Raw genomic sequence first — 21,381 nt, 5'->3', positions numbered from 1 at the left:
TGGTGGTCATCTTATTATTTATAGTTCATTACGCCAAACTTGTAGTTTTTCCTTTTCCTCACCACTAATTGTCCCGTCTTGTACTAATAGTGAAAGGACTCCTTCATAATTCGTTATCGTATCAAAGTCTAATTTTGCATCTGAAAATTTTTCAATAGATTTTTCTAATCCGTATGTAAAAATTGCAAGAACACTTAACACTTCTGCCCCATCATTCATTAGCCCTTGAGCCGCTTCTATCGCTGATCCCCCTGTTGAAATTAAATCTTCAATCACAACAACTTTTTGACCTTTTTCAAAATGTCCTTCAATTAGGTTACCTTTCCCATGACCTTTTGGTTTTGACCGTACATAAACCATAGGCAAATTAAGTTCAGCAGCAAGCCATGCAGCATGTGGAATTCCAGCTGTTGCACACCCTGCAATCACATCCGGCTTTACATTCATTTTTTCAATTATCTCGGCAAATCCCCGAACTATTTTGTTACGAATGGCTGGATATGACATAGTTAAACGATTGTCACAATAAATTGGTGATTTCAATCCAGATGTCCACGTAAAATAATGGTCTGTTTTAATTTGAATAGCTTTTATGTCTAAAAGATCCTTTGCTATTTCATGACTTAAACTCATGTTGCCACTCCTCATTCACTTTATTGTATGCTTTTCTAGGATCAGAAGCTTTTGTAACAGTACGCCCAAGCACCAATATATCCGATCCATTTTCTCTTGCAGTTATTGGTGTTGCAACACGTTTTTGATCATTAACAGCTGAATCACCCAAACGAATTCCAGGTGTCACAGTCAGGAAGGATGATCCACAAATTTGTTTAATCGCCTTTGCTTCATGAACAGAGCATACAACCCCGTCTGCACCATTTTGCCTAGAAAGATCTGCAAGGTGAAGCGCATTATCATTTAGGCTTCCTGGTAATCTCAATTCACTATTCACCGCCTCATCATCCATTGATGTAAGCATTGTAACCGCAATTAGCTTTGTTTCATGATTACCAGTTGAAGCAGATACTAGTCCGTCTTTTGCACGTTGAATCATTTCACTTCCACCAAGTGCATGAACATTTACTATATCGACTTCGAGCCGTGCAATATTTTTCATTGCCTTCATTACCGTTGTCGGAATGTCGTGTAGTTTCAGATCAAGAAAGATGGCATGATTATCTTCTTTTAACTTTTCAATCACATGAGGTCCCTCACGATAAAATAATTCCATACCAACCTTTACTGGAACACCGTGAAACGCATACCTGTTGATAAATGCATTAGCCTCTTTCCATGTTGGGAAATCTAGTGATAAATACATATTTTTATTCATGCCTGATGCCCCTTTCCAATTGCTTCTTCTACTGACGCGAACCCATACTTTTTTAACGCATTTGGTAATTCCTCAATTAATTCCGGACAAATGAAAGGATTTTGGAAGTTTGCTGTTCCAACAGCTACTGCACTAGCACCCGCTAATAAAAACTCAATGACATCGTCTACATTGGAAATCCCGCCCATTCCAATAATTGGTATCGAAACATGTTGTTTTACTTCGTAGATCATTCTGATGGCAACAGGCTTTATAGCTGGTCCGGATAATCCACCAGTTTTATTGGCCAATAAAGGCTTTTTGCTAGGTAGATGGATTTGCATTCCTGAAAGAGTATTAATCATCGATAATCCGTCTGCCCCAGCGTCCTCAACCGCTTTCGCCATTGCTACAATGTCTGAAACATTCGGCGATAATTTCACATAAACAGGTAGATTGCTAGCCGTTTTCACGACCCTCGTAACATGGGCAGCCATTTCAGGATCTGTTCCAAATTGAATGCCACCCTCTTTAACGTTTGGACATGAAATATTCAATTCGAGTGCATGAACAGAATCTGTATGATTAAATGCTTCTGCAACCTTCTCGTATTCTTCTAAGGTGCTTCCAGCTACATTCGCAATAATTGGAACCTGATACTTAGCTAGAAAAGGTACCTCTTTTTTAATGATTTTATCAACACCTGGATTTTGTAACCCGATCGCGTTCAACATTCCCCCTGAAGTTTCTGCTACACGCGGTGTTTTGTTACCAAAACGGTTCGTACCTGTTGCGGCTTTCATGATAACAGCACCAAGTTGATGTAAGTCATAAAAATCACTGTATTCACGACCAAATCCAAAACATCCTGAAGCTGGCATAATTGGATTCTTCAACTGTAGGCCAGGTAAATTCACGGCTAATTCAGTCATAAGCTCACCTCGTTTGCGGCAAAAACTGGACCGTCTCTGCATATTTTTTTATATCCGCCGTGTTCATCTGTCGGAATTACACAAGCGAAACATGCACCAACACCACAACCCATTCGCTCTTCAAGTGAAATATAGCCTTTTTGGCCTTTAAGTATAGTTGTGACAGCTTGCAGCATTGGTAGGGGGCCACATGAATAATAACAATCATATTCGCCCACTTCATCCAATACATCGGTAACAAATCCATGATGGCCATACGTTCCGTCATTTGTTGTAATAAACGTTTCACCGAGATCATTAAATTTATCTTCATAAAAAACACTATCCGATGATTGAAATCCTAGGACAGATTTTATTTTCACACCTTGTTTAGCGAGCTTTTTACCAAGGCAGTATAGTGGAGGAATACCAATCCCTCCACCTACTAACAAGACAGTTTTATTTTCATTATTATCTAAAGTAAAACCATTACCGCTCGGACCTAGTGCACTAATTTGCATTCCTTTTTGGTACGTAGATAATGCTTTAGTACCTTCTCCGAGTTGCTTGAATAAAACAGTAATAGTTCCGTTCTCTCTATCAATGTTCGCAATCGATATGGGACGCCGTAATGTATGCCCTAAAACTCCGATATGCAAGAATTGGCCAGGTTGCGCTCTTTCACTAATATAGGCATTATGAAGCACCATTTCCGTTGTTTCAAGCGCAATTTCAGTCGTTTTAACGATCGTTAAACTTTCTTTCTTCATCATGATAGAACAGCCTTTTTATCCGTCATTGGTTTTGCACTAAATGTTGTTGAATCAATTACATTAAGAATCGCGTTTGCAGTATCCAGACTTGTTAAACAGGCGATTCCGTGTTCCACTGCTTCCCGACGAATCATAAATCCATCTGAACGTGGTTTTTTACCGGAAGTTAACGTATTTACAACAAACTGTACATGGCCATTTTCGATGATTGACAGAACGTTTGGTTCATCTGATCCGATTTTTGCGACTTCGGTAACAGGGATACCATGTTGTTGAACAAAGGTTGCCGTTCCAGCTGTTGCATATAACTGGAAACCTAATTGATGAAAGCGTTCTGCTATGTCGAGCGTTTCTGCCTTATCCTTATCAGCAACAGTCAATAACACGGCACCTTCTTGAGGAACTTTTAAGCCGGAAGCAATTAACCCTTTATATAATGCTTTTTCTAATGTTTTATCATGGCCTATTGCTTCACCTGTTGACTTCATTTCTGGTCCTAAAATTGTATCAACACTTCGTAACTTTTCAAATGAGAATACTGGAACTTTTACAGACACACTTTCTTGTTCAGGTAAAATTCCGGTCGTATAGCCCATTGATTTTAATGATTCTCCCAAGATGCACCTTGTTGCAAGGTTTGCCATTGTTACACTAGTAACCTTACTTAAGAACGGGATCGTTCGACTTGCTCTTGGATTTACCTCTAGTACATATACATCATCTTTTCGAACAATAAACTGAATATTGATTAACCCTTTTACGTTTAACTCACGAGCAATTTTCGTTGATGCTTCCATGCATTTCTGTTTAACTATTTTACTAATTCGTTGTGGTGGATAAACTGCAATTGAATCCCCAGAATGCACACCTGCACGTTCAATGTGTTCCATAATTCCAGGAACGATTGTCGTTTCTCCATCACTGATTGCATCAACTTCTACCTCAATGCCCGTGATGTACTTATCAATCAATATTGGATGTTTGTTATCTGTATCGTTGGATTTGGCTAGATACGCATTTAATTCATCATCATCATAAACAATTTCCATCCGGCTACCGCCAATTACGTAGGAAGGTCTAACCAAAACCGGATAACCAATTTCGTTTGCTACATCCAGGGCTTGATCGAGCTTTAATACGGATTTACCTTTCGGGCGCAATAAGTCTAGACCATTTAATAACTGTTCAAATTTATCACGGTCTTCTGCTTTATCAATTGCTTCCAAATTTGTTCCTAAAATTTCTACACCACGACGTTGTAGTCCGTCGGCTAAGTTAATAGCTGTTTGACCACCAAATTGTACGATAACACCCTCAGGCTTTTCTAGATTAATAACATGCATGACATCTTCCAGTGTTAACGGTTCAAAATATAATTTATCAGATATGCTGAAATCGGTTGAAACAGTTTCTGGATTGTTATTCATAATGATAGCTTCATAACCCATTTCTTTAATTGCCATTACAGAATGAACTGTCGCATAATCAAATTCAATTCCCTGTCCGATTCGGATTGGTCCTGAACCCAGTACAAGAATTTTTTTACGATCAGATTGAACGGATTCATTTTCCTCTTCATACGTGCTGTAAAAGTATGGTGTTTCCGATTCAAATTCTGCTGCACACGTATCAACCATTTTGTAGACAGGTACTAACCCATTTTCCATACGTAGTTCGTATATTTCATCTACCGTTGTTTCCCACATGCGTGCGACGTGAGCGTCGGAAAAACCTAGCTTTTTAACCATTTCTAACAAATGTAGATCGTTTTTATTTTCATATAATTGATGTTCTAACTCGATTAATCGACAAATCTTAACAAGAAAGAAACGATCAATTTTCGTATGTTCAAAAATTTCATCTACCGTCATTCCACGTCTAAGTACTTCTGCTAAAACGAATAACCGTTCATCGTCAGCTTTCCTTAATCGATGTTTTAGCTCATCTAGGGACAAATTAGTAAGTGACTTTAACCAAAGATCCTCTGTTCCGATGTCAAGGGAACGTACACCTTTTAATAGTGATTCCTCAAAATTTCGACCAATAGCCATAATCTCGCCTGTTGCTTTCATTTGTGTTCCTAAATTGCGATCTCCTGTAATAAATTTATCGAATGGAAACCGTGGTATTTTGGTAACAACATAATCAAGTGAAGGTTCAAAGCATGCATATGTTTTACCAGTAATTGGGTTCATAATTTCATCTAAGGTTAGTCCAACCGCAATTTTTGCTGCGACTTTAGCAATTGGATAACCGGTAGCTTTAGAGGCTAGCGCAGATGACCGACTTACTCTAGGATTCACTTCAATAATAAAGTAATTAAAGCTAGTTGGATCGAGTGCTAGTTGAACATTACAACCACCTTCAATTTCTAACGCTCGAATGATTTTAAGTGAAGCATTTCGTAGTAGTTGATATTCCCGGTCACTAAGTGTTTGGGATGGTGCCACTACTATAGAATCACCAGTATGAATACCTACAGGATCAACGTTTTCCATATTACATACAACGATTGCTTGGTCATTCTTATCACGCATTACTTCATATTCAATTTCTTTAAAACCAGCAATGTTTCGTTCAATTAGACATTGATTAACTGGAGATAGCGATAATCCATTTCGTGTAACGTCTCGAAGCTCTCGTTCTCCGTAACACATTCCTCCACCAGTTCCACCTAATGTATAAGCTGGTCTTACAATGAGCGGAAAGCCTATTTCATTAGCAAAATCTGTGGCTTGTTCAACTGAATTAACAATTTGGCTTTCTGGGACTGGTTCATTTAGTTCATGCATTAATGAACGAAACAATTCCCTATCCTCTGCTTTCTGTATTGCTTCTAATGAGGTTCCAAGTAGATTCACATTGTATTCTGCCAAAATACCAGTCTCTTCAAGTGCTACTGCTAGATTTAACCCAGTTTGCCCTCCAAGTGTTGGTAACAATGCGTCCGGTTGTTCTTTGCGAATAATTTTCGTCAAAAATTCTACGGTTAGTGGTTCCATATATACTTGATCTGCTACTGTATGATCGGTCATAATTGTCGCAGGATTGGAGTTAGCAAGAATTACTTGGTAACCTTCTTCTTTTAGCGCCTGACAAGCTTGTGTTCCCGAATAATCAAATTCTGCCGCTTGTCCGATGACAATTGGACCTGATCCAATTACTAGAATTTTTTTGATTGCTGTATTCTTAGGCATAAGTCTCCTCCTCATTTTTAGCTTGCACCTGTTCTATCATAGTTAAGAAGTTATCAAATAAGTGATTGGTATCCTCTGGTCCTGGTGAACTTTCTGGATGGTATTGTACTGTAAATGCAGGATATGTTTTATGTTTAATACCTTCTACAGTATTATCATTTAAGGCTATTTGTGTAAGAACTAAGTTGGTTTTCGCTAGTGTATCCGGCTGAACTGCATAACTATGATTTTGTGATGTTAAATACGTTTTGTTCATTTCTAAATCTTTTACCGGATGATTTGCTCCGCGATGACCAAATTTCATTTTCACTGTATCTGCACCACATGCTAGTGCAAACAATTGATGGCCTAAGCAAATACCAAACAAAGGAATTTTACCCATGACTTTTTTGACCATGTTGATTGCTTCAGGAACATCCTTTGGATCCCCAGGTCCATTTGTTAACATAATTCCATCTGGTTTCAATCGTAAAATATTTTCTGCACTATAGTTATACGGAACAACCGTTACATGACAATTTCGCTTTGTTAGCTCACGTAGAATTCCGTGTTTCATTCCAAAATCTACCAAGACAATCCGATGCCCACGCCCTGGTACAACATATGGCTTAACAGTTGATGTATGTTCAACCTGGTCCGTAATAATGGGGTGATTATTTAGTTCTCTTAAAAGTTCTTCCTTTGATTCAGTTGAATCGGCAATTAATGCTTTCATCGTTCCATGCTTTCGGATGATTTTTGTTAGCTTTCTTGTATCAATTCCTGCTATTCCTGGAATATCATTTGCCTCCAAGTAAGAGCTTAGGCTTTCATCACTTCTGAAATTAGATGGGTAATCACATACCTCTTTTACCACAAAACCATGAATAAAAGGTGTTACCGTTTCAAAATCATCCCGATTAATGCCATAGTTTCCAACCAAAGGATATGTCATTGTTACTATTTGTCCACAGTAGGAAGGATCAGTAATTACTTCTTGGTAGCCAGTCATTCCTGTGTTAAAAACAACTTCACCTGACTTCTTTCGATTACTTCCAAAGCCTTCACCAATAAAAACAGTTCCGTCTTCTAAAATTAGTTGGCGCTTAGTCATGAATATCCTCCTTAAAAACGATTTTTCCTTCTGATATGGTTAATACTGGTTTACTGGTAATCTTCCAATCATGAAATGGAGTGTTCTTACCTTTTGAAGAAAACAGATGTTTATCTATTTTGGTTTCTTTATCCAAATCAACAATTGTCAAATCCGCTACTACATTTTCTTCTAACCTTCCATAAGGAAGTCCAAAAACTTGTGCAGGTTTTATCGTCAACCAATTCACTAGTTGATTTAATGTGATTTTTTCTGTTTTAACTAAATAGGTATATAGAAGAGAAAATGCTGTTTCCAACCCTACAATTCCAAATGGCGATTGTAGAAACCCTAATGCCTTTTCCGATTCTGCATGTGGAGCATGATCAGTCGCAATAAAATCAATCGTTCCATCGATTAAACCTGCTAGTAGTGCTTCCTGGTCTTCTTTACTTCGAAGCGGAGGATTCATTTTTAAATTGGTATCATCCTCAATAATTGCGTCTTCATTTAACAGTAAGTGATGAGGAGTTACTTCTGCTGTCACATGAATGCCAGCTTTTTTTGCATCCCGGATGACACGAACCGATTCCTTGGTGCTGACATGACACACATGATAATGCGCGCCTGCAGCTTCTGCTAACAACACATCGCGAGCTATTTGCACCGATTCACTTAATGATGGTATTCCAGGGAAATTCATGCGTTCACTAACATCCCCTTGATGAACAACACCACCATATACAATCGAATTATCCTCACAATGTGCAACAATTGGTGTATCACTTGCTGCAGCTTCCTTCATAGCACGTAGCATATAATCCGCTGTTTGTATGCCAACACCATCGTCCGTAAAAGCAAAAATGCCCATGTCTGCAATTCTTTTTATGTCGGTTAACTCTTCGCCCTTTAAACCTTTTGTAATAGCGGCATACGGTAAAACACGAACAATCGCTGTTTCATTGATTTTGTCGAACAATGCTTGAACACTTTCCACGTTATCTGGGACAGGTGATGTATTTGGCATTGCGCATACCGTTGTGAAACCACCTCTTGCTGCAGCTTTCGTACCAGTTTCAATTGTCTCTTTATGCTCCCCACCTGGTTCTCGCAAGTGAATATGCACATCGATAAATCCTGGAAAAATTAACTTGTTTTCACAATCTATGACTTGTTCTGCATCCTCCGCAATGGTTGAAGCAATTTTTTTGATGAGTTTATTTTCAATTAAAATATCAACTTTTTCCTTCTCATTTGATTCTGCTAAGCGTGTTGCATTTATAAGTAAAGTTCTCATTATGCATTCCCCATTCCTTTAATAATGTTGTAATAATTGCCATTCTTACACATACACCGTTATTCATCTGTTTAAAAATTCTTGAACGATTACACTCCACTAACCCTGATGCTATTTCTACTCCCCGGTTGACGGGAGCAGGGTGTAAAATAATTGCGTGGTCTTGCATCTTCTTCTCACGTTCTATCGTGAGACCGTACGACTCATGATAAGATGTTGCATCATATTGGTCACCATTATGGCGTTCATGTTGAATTCTCAGTAGCATCAAGGCATCACACATATCAACAGCTTCGTCAATTGAAATGTAAGGGAAATCGAGTGTAGTATCCTCAAATCCAGGCGCCGCTACAAAATATACGTTTGCTCCAAGCGTTTTCAGTGCTTGAGCGTTTGACCTGGCAACCCTGCTATGTTTGATGTCACCTGTTATGGCAACGTTTAATCCAGTAAATTGTCCATATTCTTGGTAAATAGTTAATAGGTCAAGCATACATTGTGTTGGATGCTCTCCTTTTCCAGCACCTGCATTTATAATCGGAATTGGAAAATGATCAGTAAAATCGTTATACCAGTTATCATTCTGGTGGCGAATAACTAAGAGATTGGCACCTATCGATTCACATGTTTTCGAAGTATCATATAAAGATTCACCTTTTGTCACACTCGATGCTTCCATCTGCAAGTCCAATGTTTCCATTCCTAGTTTTTTCTGTGCGACTAGGAAGCTCATTTTGGTCCTGGTACTTGGTTCATAAAATAGATTTGCAGCAAATAGTTGTTGATCAAGTTGAAGAGGATGTTTCCGATAGCTCTCAGCTAGATTTAGCAAAGTTAGCATCTCTTCTGTTGTTAGATCTTTTGTCGACACAAAATGTTTCATCTTCTATTCGCCCCTTTTTAATGTATTAAAAATACCTCTTTGCAAAGGTCGCAAAGAGGTATACGTGTACAATTGACACGTAACATTGACAACCTTTTAAATCTCACTGGATTCAGTTAAAGGTTTACTATTTATTTGTCTAGCTCCAGCTCCCAGCGACTAGTGGACTTCCTTTACCTCCTGCGGAAGAATGTTCGATGTTGCACGGGCTCAGTCCATACGTCGCTAACGGGCGCTTGCGCTTTTATTTTCCATAAATACTAACTTGATCAAGTTGATCTGTTTCATCTAACTGTACAACGATTACTTCTTCATCAGATGTAGGAATGTTCTTGCCTACATAATCAGCGCGAATTGGTAATTCCCGATGTCCCCGATCAATCAGCACTGCCAATTGAATTTGTGATGGTCTCCCAAGATCCATCACTGCATCCATTGCAGCTCGAACCGTACGACCAGTAAATAGTACATCATCAATTAAAATAATACTTTTGTTTGTTAAATCTACATCTATATTGGTATCCTTTAATTCTGGTTCGTTCGTAGGTGAATTCTTTTTTAAATCATCTCGGTATAAAGTAATATCTAATTCACCAATCGGAACAGTCACATTTTCTATTTGCCTTATTTTATCCTGTAACCTTTTTGTGATTGGAACACCGCGAGTCTTGATGCCAATCAGAACCAGATTTTCTCCACCCTTATTTTTTTCAACTATTTCATGTGCGATTCGTGTCAATGCTCGGTTGATCGCAGGTTGATCTAGCACTACTGTCTTTTCTATCATTATTATACACCTCGATAAAAAAATCCCTTTTCTCCATGAGGAAAAAAGGGATTTGATTGTGCATAAACTTATATCTATGCATTTACATCCGATTCCTTTTTAGCCTCACGGGACTACCTTTAAAGGTTCATTTATTCATTTGTTTTAGTATGACAAACTCCGTAACAAGTGTCAATACATTTTTTCAATCTGCTCGATTAAATCCACAAAGATTTGTGGTGGATCCGCCTTAAACTGAAGCCATTCTTTTGTGCGTGGGTGGGTAAATCCTATTGATTTTGCATGTAACGCCTGTCCACCTGCATCCAATGTTTTTCTTGGACCATACTTTGGATCACCAACCAGTGGAAAGTCAATGTATCTGAAGTGAACACGAATTTGATGTGTACGACCTGTTTCTAGCTGACATTCAACATGTGTGTAATGACCATAACGATTTAAAACACTAAAATGTGTCACAGCAGGTTTACCATCATTGACAATCCCCATTTTCTGTCGATCCTTTGGGTCACGACCAATTGGAGCATCAATCATGCCAGTTTCGTGTTCGATAATACCATGGACTACTGCCTCATATTTTCGTTCTACCTTTTTACCTGATAATTGTTCAGCGAGACTTGTATGAGCAATATCGTTCTTTGCAACGACGAGTAAACCACTTGTGTCTTTATCAATTCGGTGAACAATTCCAGGACGTTCAATACCATTTATCCCTGATAAACCTTTGCAATGATATAGCAACGCATTTACAAGTGTGCCGCCAGTGTGGCCAGCAGATGGATGAACTACCATTCCTTTTGGCTTATTAACAACAATGACATCAGCATCCTCATAAATAATATCAAGCGGAATATTTTCAGCATCTACTTCCAATGGCTTTGATTCAGGAATGGACCATTTTATTACATCACCTTCGTGACACTTATGTTTAGCTTTGACTTCTTCATCATTTACTTTTACATAACCATCGTTAATCCATGTCTGAACTTGTGATCTTGAATTATCTGGGTTTATATCAGCCAAAAGCTTATCAATTCTTTCCTTATTCTGGTGAGCTTGCACTTCATATTGATTTATAGTCATACGGTTTTATTTCCTTTCTTTTTCTCATCAAGAAATGTTGCTATTAACACAAGAATTACTCCAACTACTAACGAGGAATCGGCAACATTAAAAATCGGGTAATCATAGCCGAAAATGATAAAATCCAAGAAATCAACTACTTCCCCACGAAATATGCGATCAATAAAATTCCCAATTGCTCCCCCAAGAATAAAACTTAAGGAAATGGCTAGAAGTTTACTATCTTTCGCATACTTTTCCATATAATAGATAACACCTATAATCACAATCGTAGTAACGATGTAAAAAAAGACCATTTTTCCTTCTAGAATACCCCAAGCGGCCCCTTTATTACGATGTGATGTAAAATAAAAAAAGTCTTGTACTATTGTAATTTGTTCATACAATTCCATATTTTTAACAACTATCCATTTTGTAATTTGATCAATTACAACGAGGATTACTGCAATTATGTAATACACGTACATTCATCTTCCCCCGATTCGTTTATTATCTTTCATTATTTTATCATAAAAAACCCCCCTCTGCTTTAGAGGAGGTTTCTTTATTGTCTAGCTGCACGGGATAGCGGCTCGTGACGTAAGCAATTGACACTTCGAACACGAAGCCCATGTGCTCTACGGTCCCTTGCTTACGCATTTCGCCGCTGAGCAACCCCGCTCCGCCTTTCTTTATTGTCTAGCTGCACGGGATAGCGGCTCGTGACGTAAGCAATTGACACTCCGAACACAAAGCTCATGTGCTCTACGGTCTCTTGCTTACGCATTTCGCCGCTGAGCAAGCCCGCTCCGCTTTTCTATACAGAATAATTTTCTTTTACAATAGCTGCACAACGTGTACATAATTCAGGGTGTTCTTTATCTTCTCCAACGGTTTCTGATGCAATCCAACAACGTTCACATTTTTCACCTGGATGTTTTTCCACCTTCACATCTACATAACGATATGCTGTTGTTCCTTCAGCATTAGCACTTAATTCTACTTCAGAAACAATCAATAACTGATGGACATGTTTAATTTGGCTTAATACTTCTTTAGTCTTCTCATCTTTGGCTACAATTTTTAATTTTGCCTCTAATGATTTACCAATTATTTTTTCGCTACGTGCTTCCTCTAGTGCCTTAAATACATCATCGCGAATACTCATAAAGAGATCCCATTTATCTTGATCATTTTTATCAAAAATGGTTTGAGGTTCAGGAATATCCGTTAACTGAACACTTTCTGCATCTGTTCCAGGAATATACTCCCATACCTCTTCAGTAGTGTGTGGAATAATCGGTGTCAGTAATTGTACAAGTGTTGTTACAATATCATAGTAAACGGTTTGAATGCTTCTACGGCGTACATTATCAGCTGCCTCGATATATAAAATATCTTTTGCAAAATCGAGATAAAATGAACTTAAATCTACGGCACAGAAGTTATGAATTTGATGGTAAATAGTTGAGAATTCATATTTATCATAGCCTGATCTTACATTTTCATTTAATTGGTTTAGGCGATGAAGCATATATTGATCAACTTCTTGTAAATTATTCACATCAATTCGATCTGTCTCTGGATTAAAGTCTGCTAAGTTTGCTAGCATAAAGCGGAATGTATTTCTAATCTTACGATATGCCTCTGATACATGTTTTAATATATCCTGAGAAATACGTACATCTGCCTGATAATCCACGGATGAAACCCATAAACGGATGATATCGGAACCCAACTGCTTTTGAACCTTTGATGGGCTCATAATGTTACCTAAAGATTTACTCATTTTTCGCCCATTACCATCTAAAACAAATCCATGACTTATAATATTTTCATATGGTGCTTTTCCAGTTACTGCTACTGAAGTTGATAGAGATGAGTTAAACCACCCACGATACTGGTCACTTCCCTCTAAATAAACATCTGCAGGTCTTCTATGATCATCCCGTCCAACTAACACTGCTTCGTGTGAAGAACCTGAATCAAACCAAACATCCATAATATCCGTTTCTTTCGTAAACGTACCATTTGGACTATGCTCTGAACTAAATCCTTCTGGTAATAATTCTTTAGCTTCTCTTTCAAACCATACATTCGAACCGTGCTCACTAAATAACTTAGAAATATGTGTAACCGTTTCTTCCGTAATGATTGGTGTTTGATCTTCCGCATAAAAGACCGGAATTGGCACACCCCATGCGCGTTGGCGTGAAATACACCAATCTTCACGGTCACGGACCATGTTATATAGTCTAGTTTCTCCCCAGTTTGGGTACCAATTTATACGTTTAATTTCGTCCAAAATCTCTTGACGGAAATCTTTAATAGACGCAAACCATTGTGATGTAGCACGGAAAATTGTTGGTTTTTTTGTACGCCAGTCATGTGGGTACGAATGTGTAATGAACGTAAGTTTTAGTAATGCTCCAACTTCCTCAAGTTTGTCTGTTATTGGTTTGTTTGCTTTATCGTAAAATAAACCTTCATAACCAAGTGCTTCATTTGTAAAGACACCTTTATCGTCGACCGGGCATAGCGCCTCTAAACCATATTGTTTCGCAACATAAAAGTCATCTTCACCATGACCTGGTGCAGTATGGACACAGCCAGTTCCAGCTTCGGTCGTAACATGATCTCCTAACATTACAATAGAATCTCTATCATAAAATGGATGTCTTGTTATAATGTTATCAGCTTCTTTACCTTTAAATGTTTTAACCACTTCTGAATTTTCCCACTCTAATTCGGCAGATACTGCTTCAAGTAACTCCTGTGCTACTACATATTTTTCATCTTTTTCTTGAACGACAACATACTCAAATTCAGGGTGCAGACTTATTCCCAGGTTGGCTGGAATAGTCCATGGTGTAGTGGTCCAGATAATAAATTTTTCCCCACCATCAAGCAGACCTTTTCCGTCCGTTACTTCAAACGATACATAAATAGATGGCGAGCGTTTATCATGGTATTCAATCTCCGCTTCAGCTAAAGCTGATTCAGACGATGGAGACCAGTAAACTGGCTTCAATCCTTTGTAAATATAGCCTTTGTTTGCCATCTCACCGAAAACCTTAATTTGAGCTGCTTCATAATCCTTCGTTAACGTAATATATGGGTTATCCCAATCTCCTCGAACACCTAGTTGTTTAAATTGTGTCCGCTGATTTTCAATTTGTTCCATCGCATACTCTGCACACTTTTGTCTAAACTCAGCGATACTTAATTCTTTTCTTTTAATTTTTTTATTCTTTGTTAAAGCGGTCTCAATCGGTAATCCATGTGTATCCCAACCAGGTACATAGGGAGCGCTATACCCTGTCATTGACTTGTAACGCGTAATAAAATCCTTTAAGACTTTATTTAACGCATGGCCCATATGCAAATCTCCATTAGCATAGGGTGGCCCATCATGCAAAATAAACATAGGACGATCTTTTGTACGGTTTTGTCCTTTTTCATAAATATTATCATCTTCCCATTGTTGTTGACGAAGTGGTTCTTTATTCGGTAAATTTCCTCGCATCGGGAATTCAGTTTTCGGCATAAGTAATGTGTCTTTATAATCCATAATTTATTTCCTTCCTCCTTGTAACATGGTTCAATATATTAAAAAAAGCCTCCTAATCCCAAAAAGGGACGAGAAGACTCGCGGTACCACCCTTATAAACTTAAATTCACTTTAAATTTAAATTCACTCGAAAGTTCGTAACGTGAACGATACGTCCAATTCTCCTCACAATAGAATTGATTGGATACTCAGGAGTGATCTTCCAAAAGTTTTCTGTACCAGGCTTACACCATTTCCTAGCTCGCTTAAACAGATTAAACAATTATACTGTCTCCATCCATGTATATTTCTTTATTTAATGTTATCGTTATTTTATAATAATATGTAAAATTACAGCAAACGTCAAGAACTACGATTTATTTTCTGCTAATTCCAGTTCTTCACCTAAATCCACATCGAATAATTGATCCCAATCATCCGTCCCAATCATCTCTAATTGAGCTTCAACAAGCATCTTTAAGCGAGTGCGAAAAACTTTTGCTTGTTTTTTTAATTCTTCTACATCCATTGAAATACGACGTGACTTATTAAGAGCCTCGTTAATGATCCGGTCTGCATTCTTTTCAGATTCTTTAATAATTAATTTAGATTCTTTCATAGCATTTCCTCGTACTTCTTCTGCAGTTTCCTGGGCAATCAGAATGGATTTATTCAATGTTGTTTCAATGTTGGTAAAATGACCAAGCTTCTCGTTTAATTGTTCCACTTTTTCTTTTAAATCTTTTTTTTCACGTATTACCAGTTCGTAATCCTTAATAACTTGATCTAAAAATTCGTTTACCTCATCCTCGTCATAACCTCGAAAACTTCTTGTGAATTCTTTGTTATGGATATCTAATGGTGTTAATGGCACAAGGCCACCTCCTTACTTTATTTATGTACCAATGTCATTTACTCAGTATAATTACCGTCTATATAATTTGATTCGACACATTATCCTAAAATCCTGCGTGTTTATCAAATTATTTCAATTTTGCTATTGTAATTTTCCACTTTTCTTTTTTCGTTTTGCCGTTTATACGCTCTACTTTACTTCTTCCTTTCCCTTTGAACGAAATTAAATCATTCGCCTGCACAGAAAATGATCGGTCGTGCACTACTCGATAGTTTACTTTTACAAGTTTCTTCGTAATGCTATCTGCAGCACTCTGGCGGGAGATGGAATATATCTCTTTAATTATAGTATCAAGTCTCATTGACGACACAAGCTTGTCTTCTAAGGTCCAATTTAGTGCTATCTCAACTAAAGCACTAACCGGTTTTGTTTCAAGTTTAATAGTAGCCTTTTTAACCGTTGTTAAATTCATCAAAACATATGTACAAATATCATCAGATAATAAGATTTGTACCAACCCATCATGCACAACGATGTCACCAAGTTTTTTTCGTTCAAGGCCAAGTGATAAAAATGATCCCATTACATCACCATGAGACAGTGAAATGAATTTTTCGTGGTATGTTGCTTGCATGATAGTAACACCAAAGTCTTCTTGCCTGACTTCTTCATAATCTGGTGCAATGATGGCACGCTTTCTTTCAGAATACTGGCCTCCACCAAATAATTGTATAATCAAATCGTCACCGTCTGTATCAATCAGACTGGTAATAATTTGTTGTTCTCTTGGATCCAAAAAGTCTGTCAAAATAGATTGATACGATCTCTCCACTTGCTCCTTCCAGGATAATACTCGGGTTATGAAAGGATGTTCTTCTTTTCTAAAATGCTGATAAATGTCCATTTTTTAAAATAAACCAGCCAACATATTGAAAAATACTGGTAATCCATAATCCCTTGCCAAAAATAACACAAAAATTGCCGCAAGTGGTGACAAGTCAAGCCCACCAAATGGTGGAATGATTTTACGGAAAGGCTCTAGAAAAGGTTCACATATGTTTGTTAGAAACCTTCCTATTGCTGATTCCCGTGCTCCTGGAAACCATGACATGAAGATATAAATAATCAAGGCGAAACTATATATTTCTAAACCATAATAAAGTAGTGTAAACAATTGATTCATTATGTGCTACCATCCTTTTTCAATATCGTTTTCTTCTTCAAATGCATCTGTAATGGAGCCAGACACATTTACATTATCAGGTGTACATAGAAATGTATCTGCTCCAAGCTTCTGAATATCACCATTAATGGCATAAACCGTCCCGCTTAAAAAATCAACAATCCGCTTCGCTTGTCCGCGATCTACACGTTGTAAATTGATAACCACAGCTCTTCTGTTTACAATATTATCAGCTATCTCTTGCGCTTCACCGTAAGACCTTGGTTCACTTAAAACCACTTTCGATGGTGTCTGTTGCATACTTTTTAAATTCACAACGTTTTGTTTTGATTGTTTGTGATCTGGAATTGAAGTAGACTCACCTTCTTGTTCCTGCTCCTCCATGTATTCATATTCATCATCCATGGTGAAAAATGTTTTAATCTTGTTTTTTATACTCATGTTATGTTTACACCTCACTAGTTTTTTGATCCAACTAACTCTGAACCAATTCGTATATGAGTGGCACCTTCCTCAATAGCAATCTCATAGTCATTACTCATTCCCATCGAAAGATAGGTACATGGAGCATGGGATTCATTTTTGTTCCTAATCTGATCCCTTTTTTCTCGAAGTGATTTAAACGTTTGCCGTATTACTTCATAATCATCCGTATGCGGTGCCATTGTCATCAAACCAACAACTTGAACGTTTGTATAATCCGCAAGTGTAGATATAAATGATTCAACATCCTTGAGTGCAATCCCATGCTTTGATTCCTCACCACTAACATTTACTTGAATAAAGCAGTCGATAGGATGAGTGGAACGCTTGTCTATTTCTTTTGCTAACGATTTACGATCTAGCGAATGTATGAAATCAACCTTATCAATTATGTCCTTCACTTTTCTAGATTGTAACGTGCCAATAAAATGCCATTTCGCCCTATCTTTGAAGTGTTCATATTTTTCTTGAAAACCTTCTAAACGATTTTCCCCAAGATTTTCAATTGTAGCCTGAATCGCTTCTTCTGTTCGTTCTATTGTAACATATTTCGTCACTCCGATAATGGTTATTTCATTCGGTTCTCGATTACTCTTATCACAGGCTGTTTGTATGGTCGATTGTATTTTAGTTAAGTTTTCTGCTACTAACACAATTACTAGGTCCCCTTTCAAAGCTAATCATGACCCGAAACCAATAAATCCTAGCATTCTTCCTGTTTTGCCATGATCACGTCGATGTGAAAAAAATAGTTCTTTTTGCTGATACGTGCAATAATTTGTTACATCTATATTATGACGTAAAACACCACTTTGTAAAAGGATTTCTATATTTAACATCTTCAGGTCTAATAAATAATGGTGATTCTTTTGTTTTCTTGTTGTGTTTATTATTTGTTCTTTAGTAAGATTTTTAATAACGTGTTCATCCACCTCATATGCATCTCGCGATATACAAGGCCCTACAGCAACTTTTATTGTATCGATACTTCCACCTAGTTGAACAAATTTATTAATCATTTCTTTACCAATACCGTTAACAGTGCCATTCCAACCTGCATGAGCAATTCCGGCATAGCCTGTTTTTTGATCAAAAAAGAACAATGGCACACAGTCAGCAAAAAAGGCTGTACAAACAATATCTTTCTGATTGGTGATAAGTCCATCAATGCCTGGCAGGGAATTTTCATAGGAGAAAGCACCCCTTCCCTTAGCTTTATCAGTAATTATTTCCACATTTGTTCCATGAATTTGTTCACCACTAACCCATGTTTCCATTGTCATACCGATTTTCTCAGCAAGCAGCTTACGATTGTAAATGACGTCTTGTTCATTATCTGACACATGTAATCCCATATTAAATGATTCAAACGGGAATTTGCTAATTCCTCCCTCACGCGTCGTAAAACCAACTTTTAGAGAGGGGTGTAATTCTCTCCAACTTTTTAACGTTAGTACTGATTTATTTTCCTGACAAAAGGGTTCCAACATATTTACCTCCATAAAAGTTATCGTCCCATTTTATCATAGTTACAGCAGTTATTAATTGAAATTTGAATTACCACTTAATAAAAGTGGGTTTTCTTTCAATTGCACTAAAATCACATCTTCTCCTATTGTTTTAATCTGATTCCACCCAATAATCATTTCTCCGGATTTTGCAAACATCCCATTCTTGCCTTCTTTTATTTGAATAATTAATGCAAGTATTCGTCCATTTGTCGCGTCGATTTCCAAATCAGAAATATGTCCTAACCGTGTCCCGTTTTCAATGACAATAATTTCTTTCATTTGTAACTCTGAAAGTTTTATCATTATAATCACCTACCTTATTAAAACTATATGCGAGGTTTAATAAATTTTTCATAAAAGACAACAAAAAAGAACAGATAAAATTTCATCTGTTCTAATCAGTTCCTTATAAGTTACGGAATCTAGCTAATCCCACTCCGCTTTTCTTTATTGTCTAGCTGCGCGGGCTAGCGACTCGTGACGTAAGCAATTGACACTCCGAGCACGAAGCCCGTGTGCTCTACGGTCCTTCGCTTACGCATTTCGACGCTTAGCAAGCCCACTCCGCTTTCGTTATTGTCTAGCTGCGGCTCCTAGAAGCTGCCGTCATAAGCAAGGAACACTCCGAATGCTAAAACCCATGCATTCTACGGTTCCTTACTTATGCGTCTGCTTCTGACCAGTCGCCTTCGCTTTTCTTTTTTATTCAAACATTTGTTTGTTCATTTGGTGGATGGCTGCTTTTTCTAGGCGTGACACCTGTGCTTGTGAAATGCCTATTTCATCAGCGACCTCCATTTGGGTTTTTCCTTGGAAAAATCGTTTGTTAACAATCATTTTTTCTCTTTCGTTCAACCGGTGCATACCTTCCTTCAAAGAAAGCTTGTCTACCCAGGTAGAATCTTTATCCGTATCATCACTTAATTGATCCATCACAAAAATTGGGTCGCCCCCATCATTGTAGATTGGTTCAAACAATGAGACAGGATCTTGAATAGCATCTAATGCAAATACTATATCTGACTGCGGTATTCCTAATTCTTCTGCTATCTCCATAGATGTGGGTTCTTTGGAAGTTTTGTTAACTAGACTTTCTCTAACTTGTAATGCTTTATATGCAATATCACGTAATGATCGTGAAACACGTATCGGATTGTTGTCTCTCAAATACCTTCTAATTTCTCCTATGATCATTGGGACTGCATAAGTAGAAAATTTAACATTATGGCCTAAATCAAAATTGTCTATTGATTTCATTAATCCAATACAACCTACTTGAAAAAGATCGTCTACATACTCACCACGATTATTAAATCGTTGAATAACACTTAATACTAAACGTAAATTCCCATTTACTAGTTCTTCTCTAGCAGATAAGTTTCCATCTTGCATTTTCACGAACAATTTACGCATTTCTTCATTTTTTAATACGGGTAATTTCGATGTATCAACACCACATATCTCAACCTTATGTCTAATCATATCGATTCTGCCCTCCCAGTTAGCGATGCTGTTCATGGACAGTATCTCCGCGTAAAAGGTTTTTTATGCAAATCGAATTCGACAAAAAATGTAAAATATGAGGTGCTTTTCAACTGGGTGTAAGGCTATACCATTTTATTAAATTCTTTTTTCAAACGACGGATAATCTTTTTTTCTAATCTGGAAATATAGGATTGTGAAATTCCTAACATATCCGCAACATCTTTTTGTGTTTTTTCTTCTTGACCAATTAATCCAAAGCGTAATTCCATGATCTGTTTTTCTCTGTTGTTCAGGTGGGACAATGCATTTTTCAATAAGTCTTTGTCCACAGTTTTTTCTAGATTCTTTGTGATGACATCATCATCTGTCCCTAAGACATCTGACAATAATAATTCATTTCCATCCCAATCTATATTAAGTGGTTCATCAAACGATATTTCAGATTTTAATTTATTACTTCTTCGCAGATACATTAATATTTCATTTTCAATACACCGTGAAGCATACGTAGCAAGTTTAATTTGTTTTTCTGGTTTAAATGTATTCACTGCTTTTATTAAACCGATTGTTCCTATACTAATTAAATCTTCTATGTTGATACCTGTATTTTCAAACTTACGCGCAATGTATACCACCAAACGCAGGTTTCGTTCAATTAACATAGCTCTAGCTGCTTTATCACCAGTTGGTAATCGCTTTAATAACGATTGCTCTTCAGGTTTAGATAGTGGTGGAGGTAACGCTTCACTACCGCCTATATAGTATATTTCATCAGCTTTAAAGCCCAGTTTAATTAATAGCTTATACCACCATAACTGTATTCGAAGTTTCCACATTTTCAAGGTTAATCGCTCCTTTTCATTAATCATTCTAGCTTCAACGCGTCCGCTACTGGAACAGTCGCCTTTGCTTTTCTCTGTCCAGCTACGGCTCCTAGCGACTAGCGAATAGTTAGTCCTGTTGAAAGGTACGTAAAGTTCGACGTATCTTCACAGTCCTATCTATTTGTACGTCGCTAA

General features: G+C 37.4%; 21 protein-coding genes and 1 other annotated feature. All 21 genes read right to left on the bottom strand.

Annotation, left to right across the window (positions count from 1 at the left end):
• Positions 1-18: 18 nt before the first annotated feature.
• The 21 genes from pyrE to sigE all read right to left on the bottom strand — a co-directional run bounded on the left by pyrE (position 19) and on the right by sigE (position 21,204).
• Positions 19-633 (bottom strand): orotate phosphoribosyltransferase, encoded by a 615-nt coding sequence (gene pyrE, locus AC3G7N_RS03320; RefSeq protein ID WP_489420721.1) that lies wholly within the window; start codon positions 631-633, stop codon positions 19-21.
• Positions 617-1,333, bottom strand: a complete 717-nt coding sequence (pyrF, locus tag AC3G7N_RS03315) for an orotidine-5'-phosphate decarboxylase (RefSeq protein WP_489420720.1) — start codon at positions 1,331-1,333, stop codon at positions 617-619. Before pyrF ends, pyrE begins: the two co-directional genes overlap by 17 nt.
• Positions 1,330-2,244 (bottom strand): dihydroorotate dehydrogenase, encoded by a 915-nt coding sequence (locus tag AC3G7N_RS03310; RefSeq protein WP_489420719.1) that lies wholly within the window; start codon positions 2,242-2,244, stop codon positions 1,330-1,332. Before AC3G7N_RS03310 ends, pyrF begins: the two co-directional genes overlap by 4 nt.
• Complete coding sequence (locus tag AC3G7N_RS03305; RefSeq protein WP_489420718.1) at positions 2,241-2,996, bottom strand: dihydroorotate dehydrogenase electron transfer subunit; 756 nt, start codon at positions 2,994-2,996, stop codon at positions 2,241-2,243. The genes AC3G7N_RS03310 and AC3G7N_RS03305 overlap by 4 nt, the downstream gene beginning before the upstream one ends.
• Positions 2,993-6,193, bottom strand: coding sequence for a carbamoyl-phosphate synthase large subunit (carB, locus tag AC3G7N_RS03300; RefSeq protein WP_489420717.1), 3,201 nt, complete (start codon positions 6,191-6,193; stop codon positions 2,993-2,995). Before carB ends, AC3G7N_RS03305 begins: the two co-directional genes overlap by 4 nt.
• Positions 6,186-7,286: a carbamoyl phosphate synthase small subunit gene (locus AC3G7N_RS03295; RefSeq protein ID WP_489420716.1), complete on the bottom strand. Its 1,101-nt coding sequence runs from the start codon at positions 7,284-7,286 to the stop codon at positions 6,186-6,188. The genes carB and AC3G7N_RS03295 overlap by 8 nt, the downstream gene beginning before the upstream one ends.
• Positions 7,279-8,562: a dihydroorotase gene (gene pyrC / locus AC3G7N_RS03290; RefSeq protein ID WP_489420715.1), complete on the bottom strand. Its 1,284-nt coding sequence runs from the start codon at positions 8,560-8,562 to the stop codon at positions 7,279-7,281. The genes AC3G7N_RS03295 and pyrC overlap by 8 nt, the downstream gene beginning before the upstream one ends.
• Complete coding sequence (locus AC3G7N_RS03285) at positions 8,516-9,445, bottom strand: aspartate carbamoyltransferase catalytic subunit (RefSeq protein ID WP_489420714.1); 930 nt, start codon at positions 9,443-9,445, stop codon at positions 8,516-8,518. Before AC3G7N_RS03285 ends, pyrC begins: the two co-directional genes overlap by 47 nt.
• Before the next feature lie 244 nt (positions 9,446-9,689).
• Positions 9,690-10,229 carry a bifunctional pyr operon transcriptional regulator/uracil phosphoribosyltransferase PyrR gene (gene pyrR, locus AC3G7N_RS03280; RefSeq protein ID WP_489420849.1) on the bottom strand — a complete coding sequence of 180 codons (540 nt, stop codon included), beginning with the start codon at positions 10,227-10,229 and terminating at the stop codon, positions 9,690-9,692.
• 174 nt (positions 10,230-10,403) lie between these two features.
• Positions 10,404-11,315 (bottom strand): RluA family pseudouridine synthase, encoded by a 912-nt coding sequence (locus AC3G7N_RS03275; protein ID WP_489420713.1) that lies wholly within the window; start codon positions 11,313-11,315, stop codon positions 10,404-10,406.
• Positions 11,312-11,782 (bottom strand): signal peptidase II, encoded by a 471-nt coding sequence (gene lspA / locus AC3G7N_RS03270; protein WP_489420712.1) that lies wholly within the window; start codon positions 11,780-11,782, stop codon positions 11,312-11,314. Before lspA ends, AC3G7N_RS03275 begins: the two co-directional genes overlap by 4 nt.
• Positions 11,783-12,111: 329 nt before the next feature.
• The gene (gene ileS, locus AC3G7N_RS03265; protein ID WP_489420711.1) at positions 12,112-14,865 is read right to left on the bottom strand and encodes an isoleucine--tRNA ligase; all 2,754 of its coding nucleotides are present in this window, start codon (positions 14,863-14,865) and stop codon (positions 12,112-12,114) included.
• 61 nt (positions 14,866-14,926) lie between these two features.
• Positions 14,927-15,154 (bottom strand) — a binding site (T-box leader).
• Positions 15,155-15,214: 60 nt separating this feature from the next.
• Positions 15,215-15,718: a DivIVA domain-containing protein gene (locus tag AC3G7N_RS03260; protein WP_489420710.1), complete on the bottom strand. Its 504-nt coding sequence runs from the start codon at positions 15,716-15,718 to the stop codon at positions 15,215-15,217.
• A 109-nt stretch (positions 15,719-15,827) separates the two neighbouring features.
• Positions 15,828-16,604, bottom strand: coding sequence for a YlmH family RNA-binding protein (locus AC3G7N_RS03255; RefSeq protein WP_489420709.1), 777 nt, complete (start codon positions 16,602-16,604; stop codon positions 15,828-15,830).
• Between the two features lie 3 nt (positions 16,605-16,607).
• Positions 16,608-16,883 (bottom strand): YggT family protein, encoded by a 276-nt coding sequence (locus AC3G7N_RS03250; RefSeq protein WP_489420708.1) that lies wholly within the window; start codon positions 16,881-16,883, stop codon positions 16,608-16,610.
• Between the two features lie 6 nt (positions 16,884-16,889).
• On the bottom strand, positions 16,890-17,324 hold the full coding sequence (locus AC3G7N_RS03245; RefSeq protein ID WP_489420707.1) for a cell division protein SepF: 435 nt from the start codon (positions 17,322-17,324) through the stop codon (positions 16,890-16,892).
• A gap of 17 nt (positions 17,325-17,341) precedes the next feature.
• Positions 17,342-18,019 (bottom strand): YggS family pyridoxal phosphate-dependent enzyme, encoded by a 678-nt coding sequence (locus AC3G7N_RS03240; RefSeq protein ID WP_489420706.1) that lies wholly within the window; start codon positions 18,017-18,019, stop codon positions 17,342-17,344.
• A 27-nt stretch (positions 18,020-18,046) separates the two neighbouring features.
• Entirely contained in the window at positions 18,047-18,856 is an 810-nt protein-coding gene (gene pgeF, locus AC3G7N_RS03235) for a peptidoglycan editing factor PgeF (RefSeq protein ID WP_489420705.1), read from the bottom strand.
• A 51-nt stretch (positions 18,857-18,907) separates the two neighbouring features.
• The gene (locus AC3G7N_RS03230) at positions 18,908-19,180 is read right to left on the bottom strand and encodes a YlmC/YmxH family sporulation protein (RefSeq protein WP_489420704.1); all 273 of its coding nucleotides are present in this window, start codon (positions 19,178-19,180) and stop codon (positions 18,908-18,910) included.
• A 399-nt stretch (positions 19,181-19,579) separates the two neighbouring features.
• Complete coding sequence (sigG, locus tag AC3G7N_RS03225; protein ID WP_489420703.1) at positions 19,580-20,359, bottom strand: RNA polymerase sporulation sigma factor SigG; 780 nt, start codon at positions 20,357-20,359, stop codon at positions 19,580-19,582.
• Between the two features lie 125 nt (positions 20,360-20,484).
• Positions 20,485-21,204: an RNA polymerase sporulation sigma factor SigE gene (gene sigE / locus AC3G7N_RS03220; RefSeq protein ID WP_089532693.1), complete on the bottom strand. Its 720-nt coding sequence runs from the start codon at positions 21,202-21,204 to the stop codon at positions 20,485-20,487.
• Positions 21,205-21,381 lie beyond the last annotated feature (177 nt).

Source organism: Virgibacillus carmonensis, from assembly GCF_057836705.1.
Note: the sequence above shows the minus strand (reverse complement) of the source record. Positions and strands in the feature narration are given on the sequence as shown.

Coding starts and splice junctions, on each gene's coding strand:
- pyrE (WP_489420721.1), bottom strand. CDS start 633: ATGAGTTTAAGTCATGAAATAGCAAAGGATCTTTTAGACATAAAAGCT.
- pyrF (WP_489420720.1), bottom strand. CDS start 1,333: ATGAATAAAAATATGTATTTATCACTAGATTTCCCAACATGGAAAGAG.
- AC3G7N_RS03310 (WP_489420719.1), bottom strand. CDS start 2,244: ATGACTGAATTAGCCGTGAATTTACCTGGCCTACAGTTGAAGAATCCA.
- AC3G7N_RS03305 (WP_489420718.1), bottom strand. CDS start 2,996: ATGATGAAGAAAGAAAGTTTAACGATCGTTAAAACGACTGAAATTGCG.
- carB (WP_489420717.1), bottom strand. CDS start 6,193: ATGCCTAAGAATACAGCAATCAAAAAAATTCTAGTAATTGGATCAGGT.
- AC3G7N_RS03295 (WP_489420716.1), bottom strand. CDS start 7,286: ATGACTAAGCGCCAACTAATTTTAGAAGACGGAACTGTTTTTATTGGT.
- pyrC (WP_489420715.1), bottom strand. CDS start 8,562: ATGAGAACTTTACTTATAAATGCAACACGCTTAGCAGAATCAAATGAG.
- AC3G7N_RS03285 (WP_489420714.1), bottom strand. CDS start 9,445: ATGAAACATTTTGTGTCGACAAAAGATCTAACAACAGAAGAGATGCTA.
- AC3G7N_RS03275 (WP_489420713.1), bottom strand. CDS start 11,315: ATGACTATAAATCAATATGAAGTGCAAGCTCACCAGAATAAGGAAAGA.
- lspA (WP_489420712.1), bottom strand. CDS start 11,782: ATGTACGTGTATTACATAATTGCAGTAATCCTCGTTGTAATTGATCAA.
- ileS (WP_489420711.1), bottom strand. CDS start 14,865: ATGGATTATAAAGACACATTACTTATGCCGAAAACTGAATTCCCGATG.
- AC3G7N_RS03255 (WP_489420709.1), bottom strand. CDS start 16,604: ATGGACATTTATCAGCATTTTAGAAAAGAAGAACATCCTTTCATAACC.
- AC3G7N_RS03250 (WP_489420708.1), bottom strand. CDS start 16,883: ATGAATCAATTGTTTACACTACTTTATTATGGTTTAGAAATATATAGT.
- AC3G7N_RS03245 (WP_489420707.1), bottom strand. CDS start 17,324: ATGAGTATAAAAAACAAGATTAAAACATTTTTCACCATGGATGATGAA.
- pgeF (WP_489420705.1), bottom strand. CDS start 18,856: ATGTTGGAACCCTTTTGTCAGGAAAATAAATCAGTACTAACGTTAAAA.
- AC3G7N_RS03230 (WP_489420704.1), bottom strand. CDS start 19,180: ATGATAAAACTTTCAGAGTTACAAATGAAAGAAATTATTGTCATTGAA.
- sigG (WP_489420703.1), bottom strand. CDS start 20,359: ATGATTAGACATAAGGTTGAGATATGTGGTGTTGATACATCGAAATTA.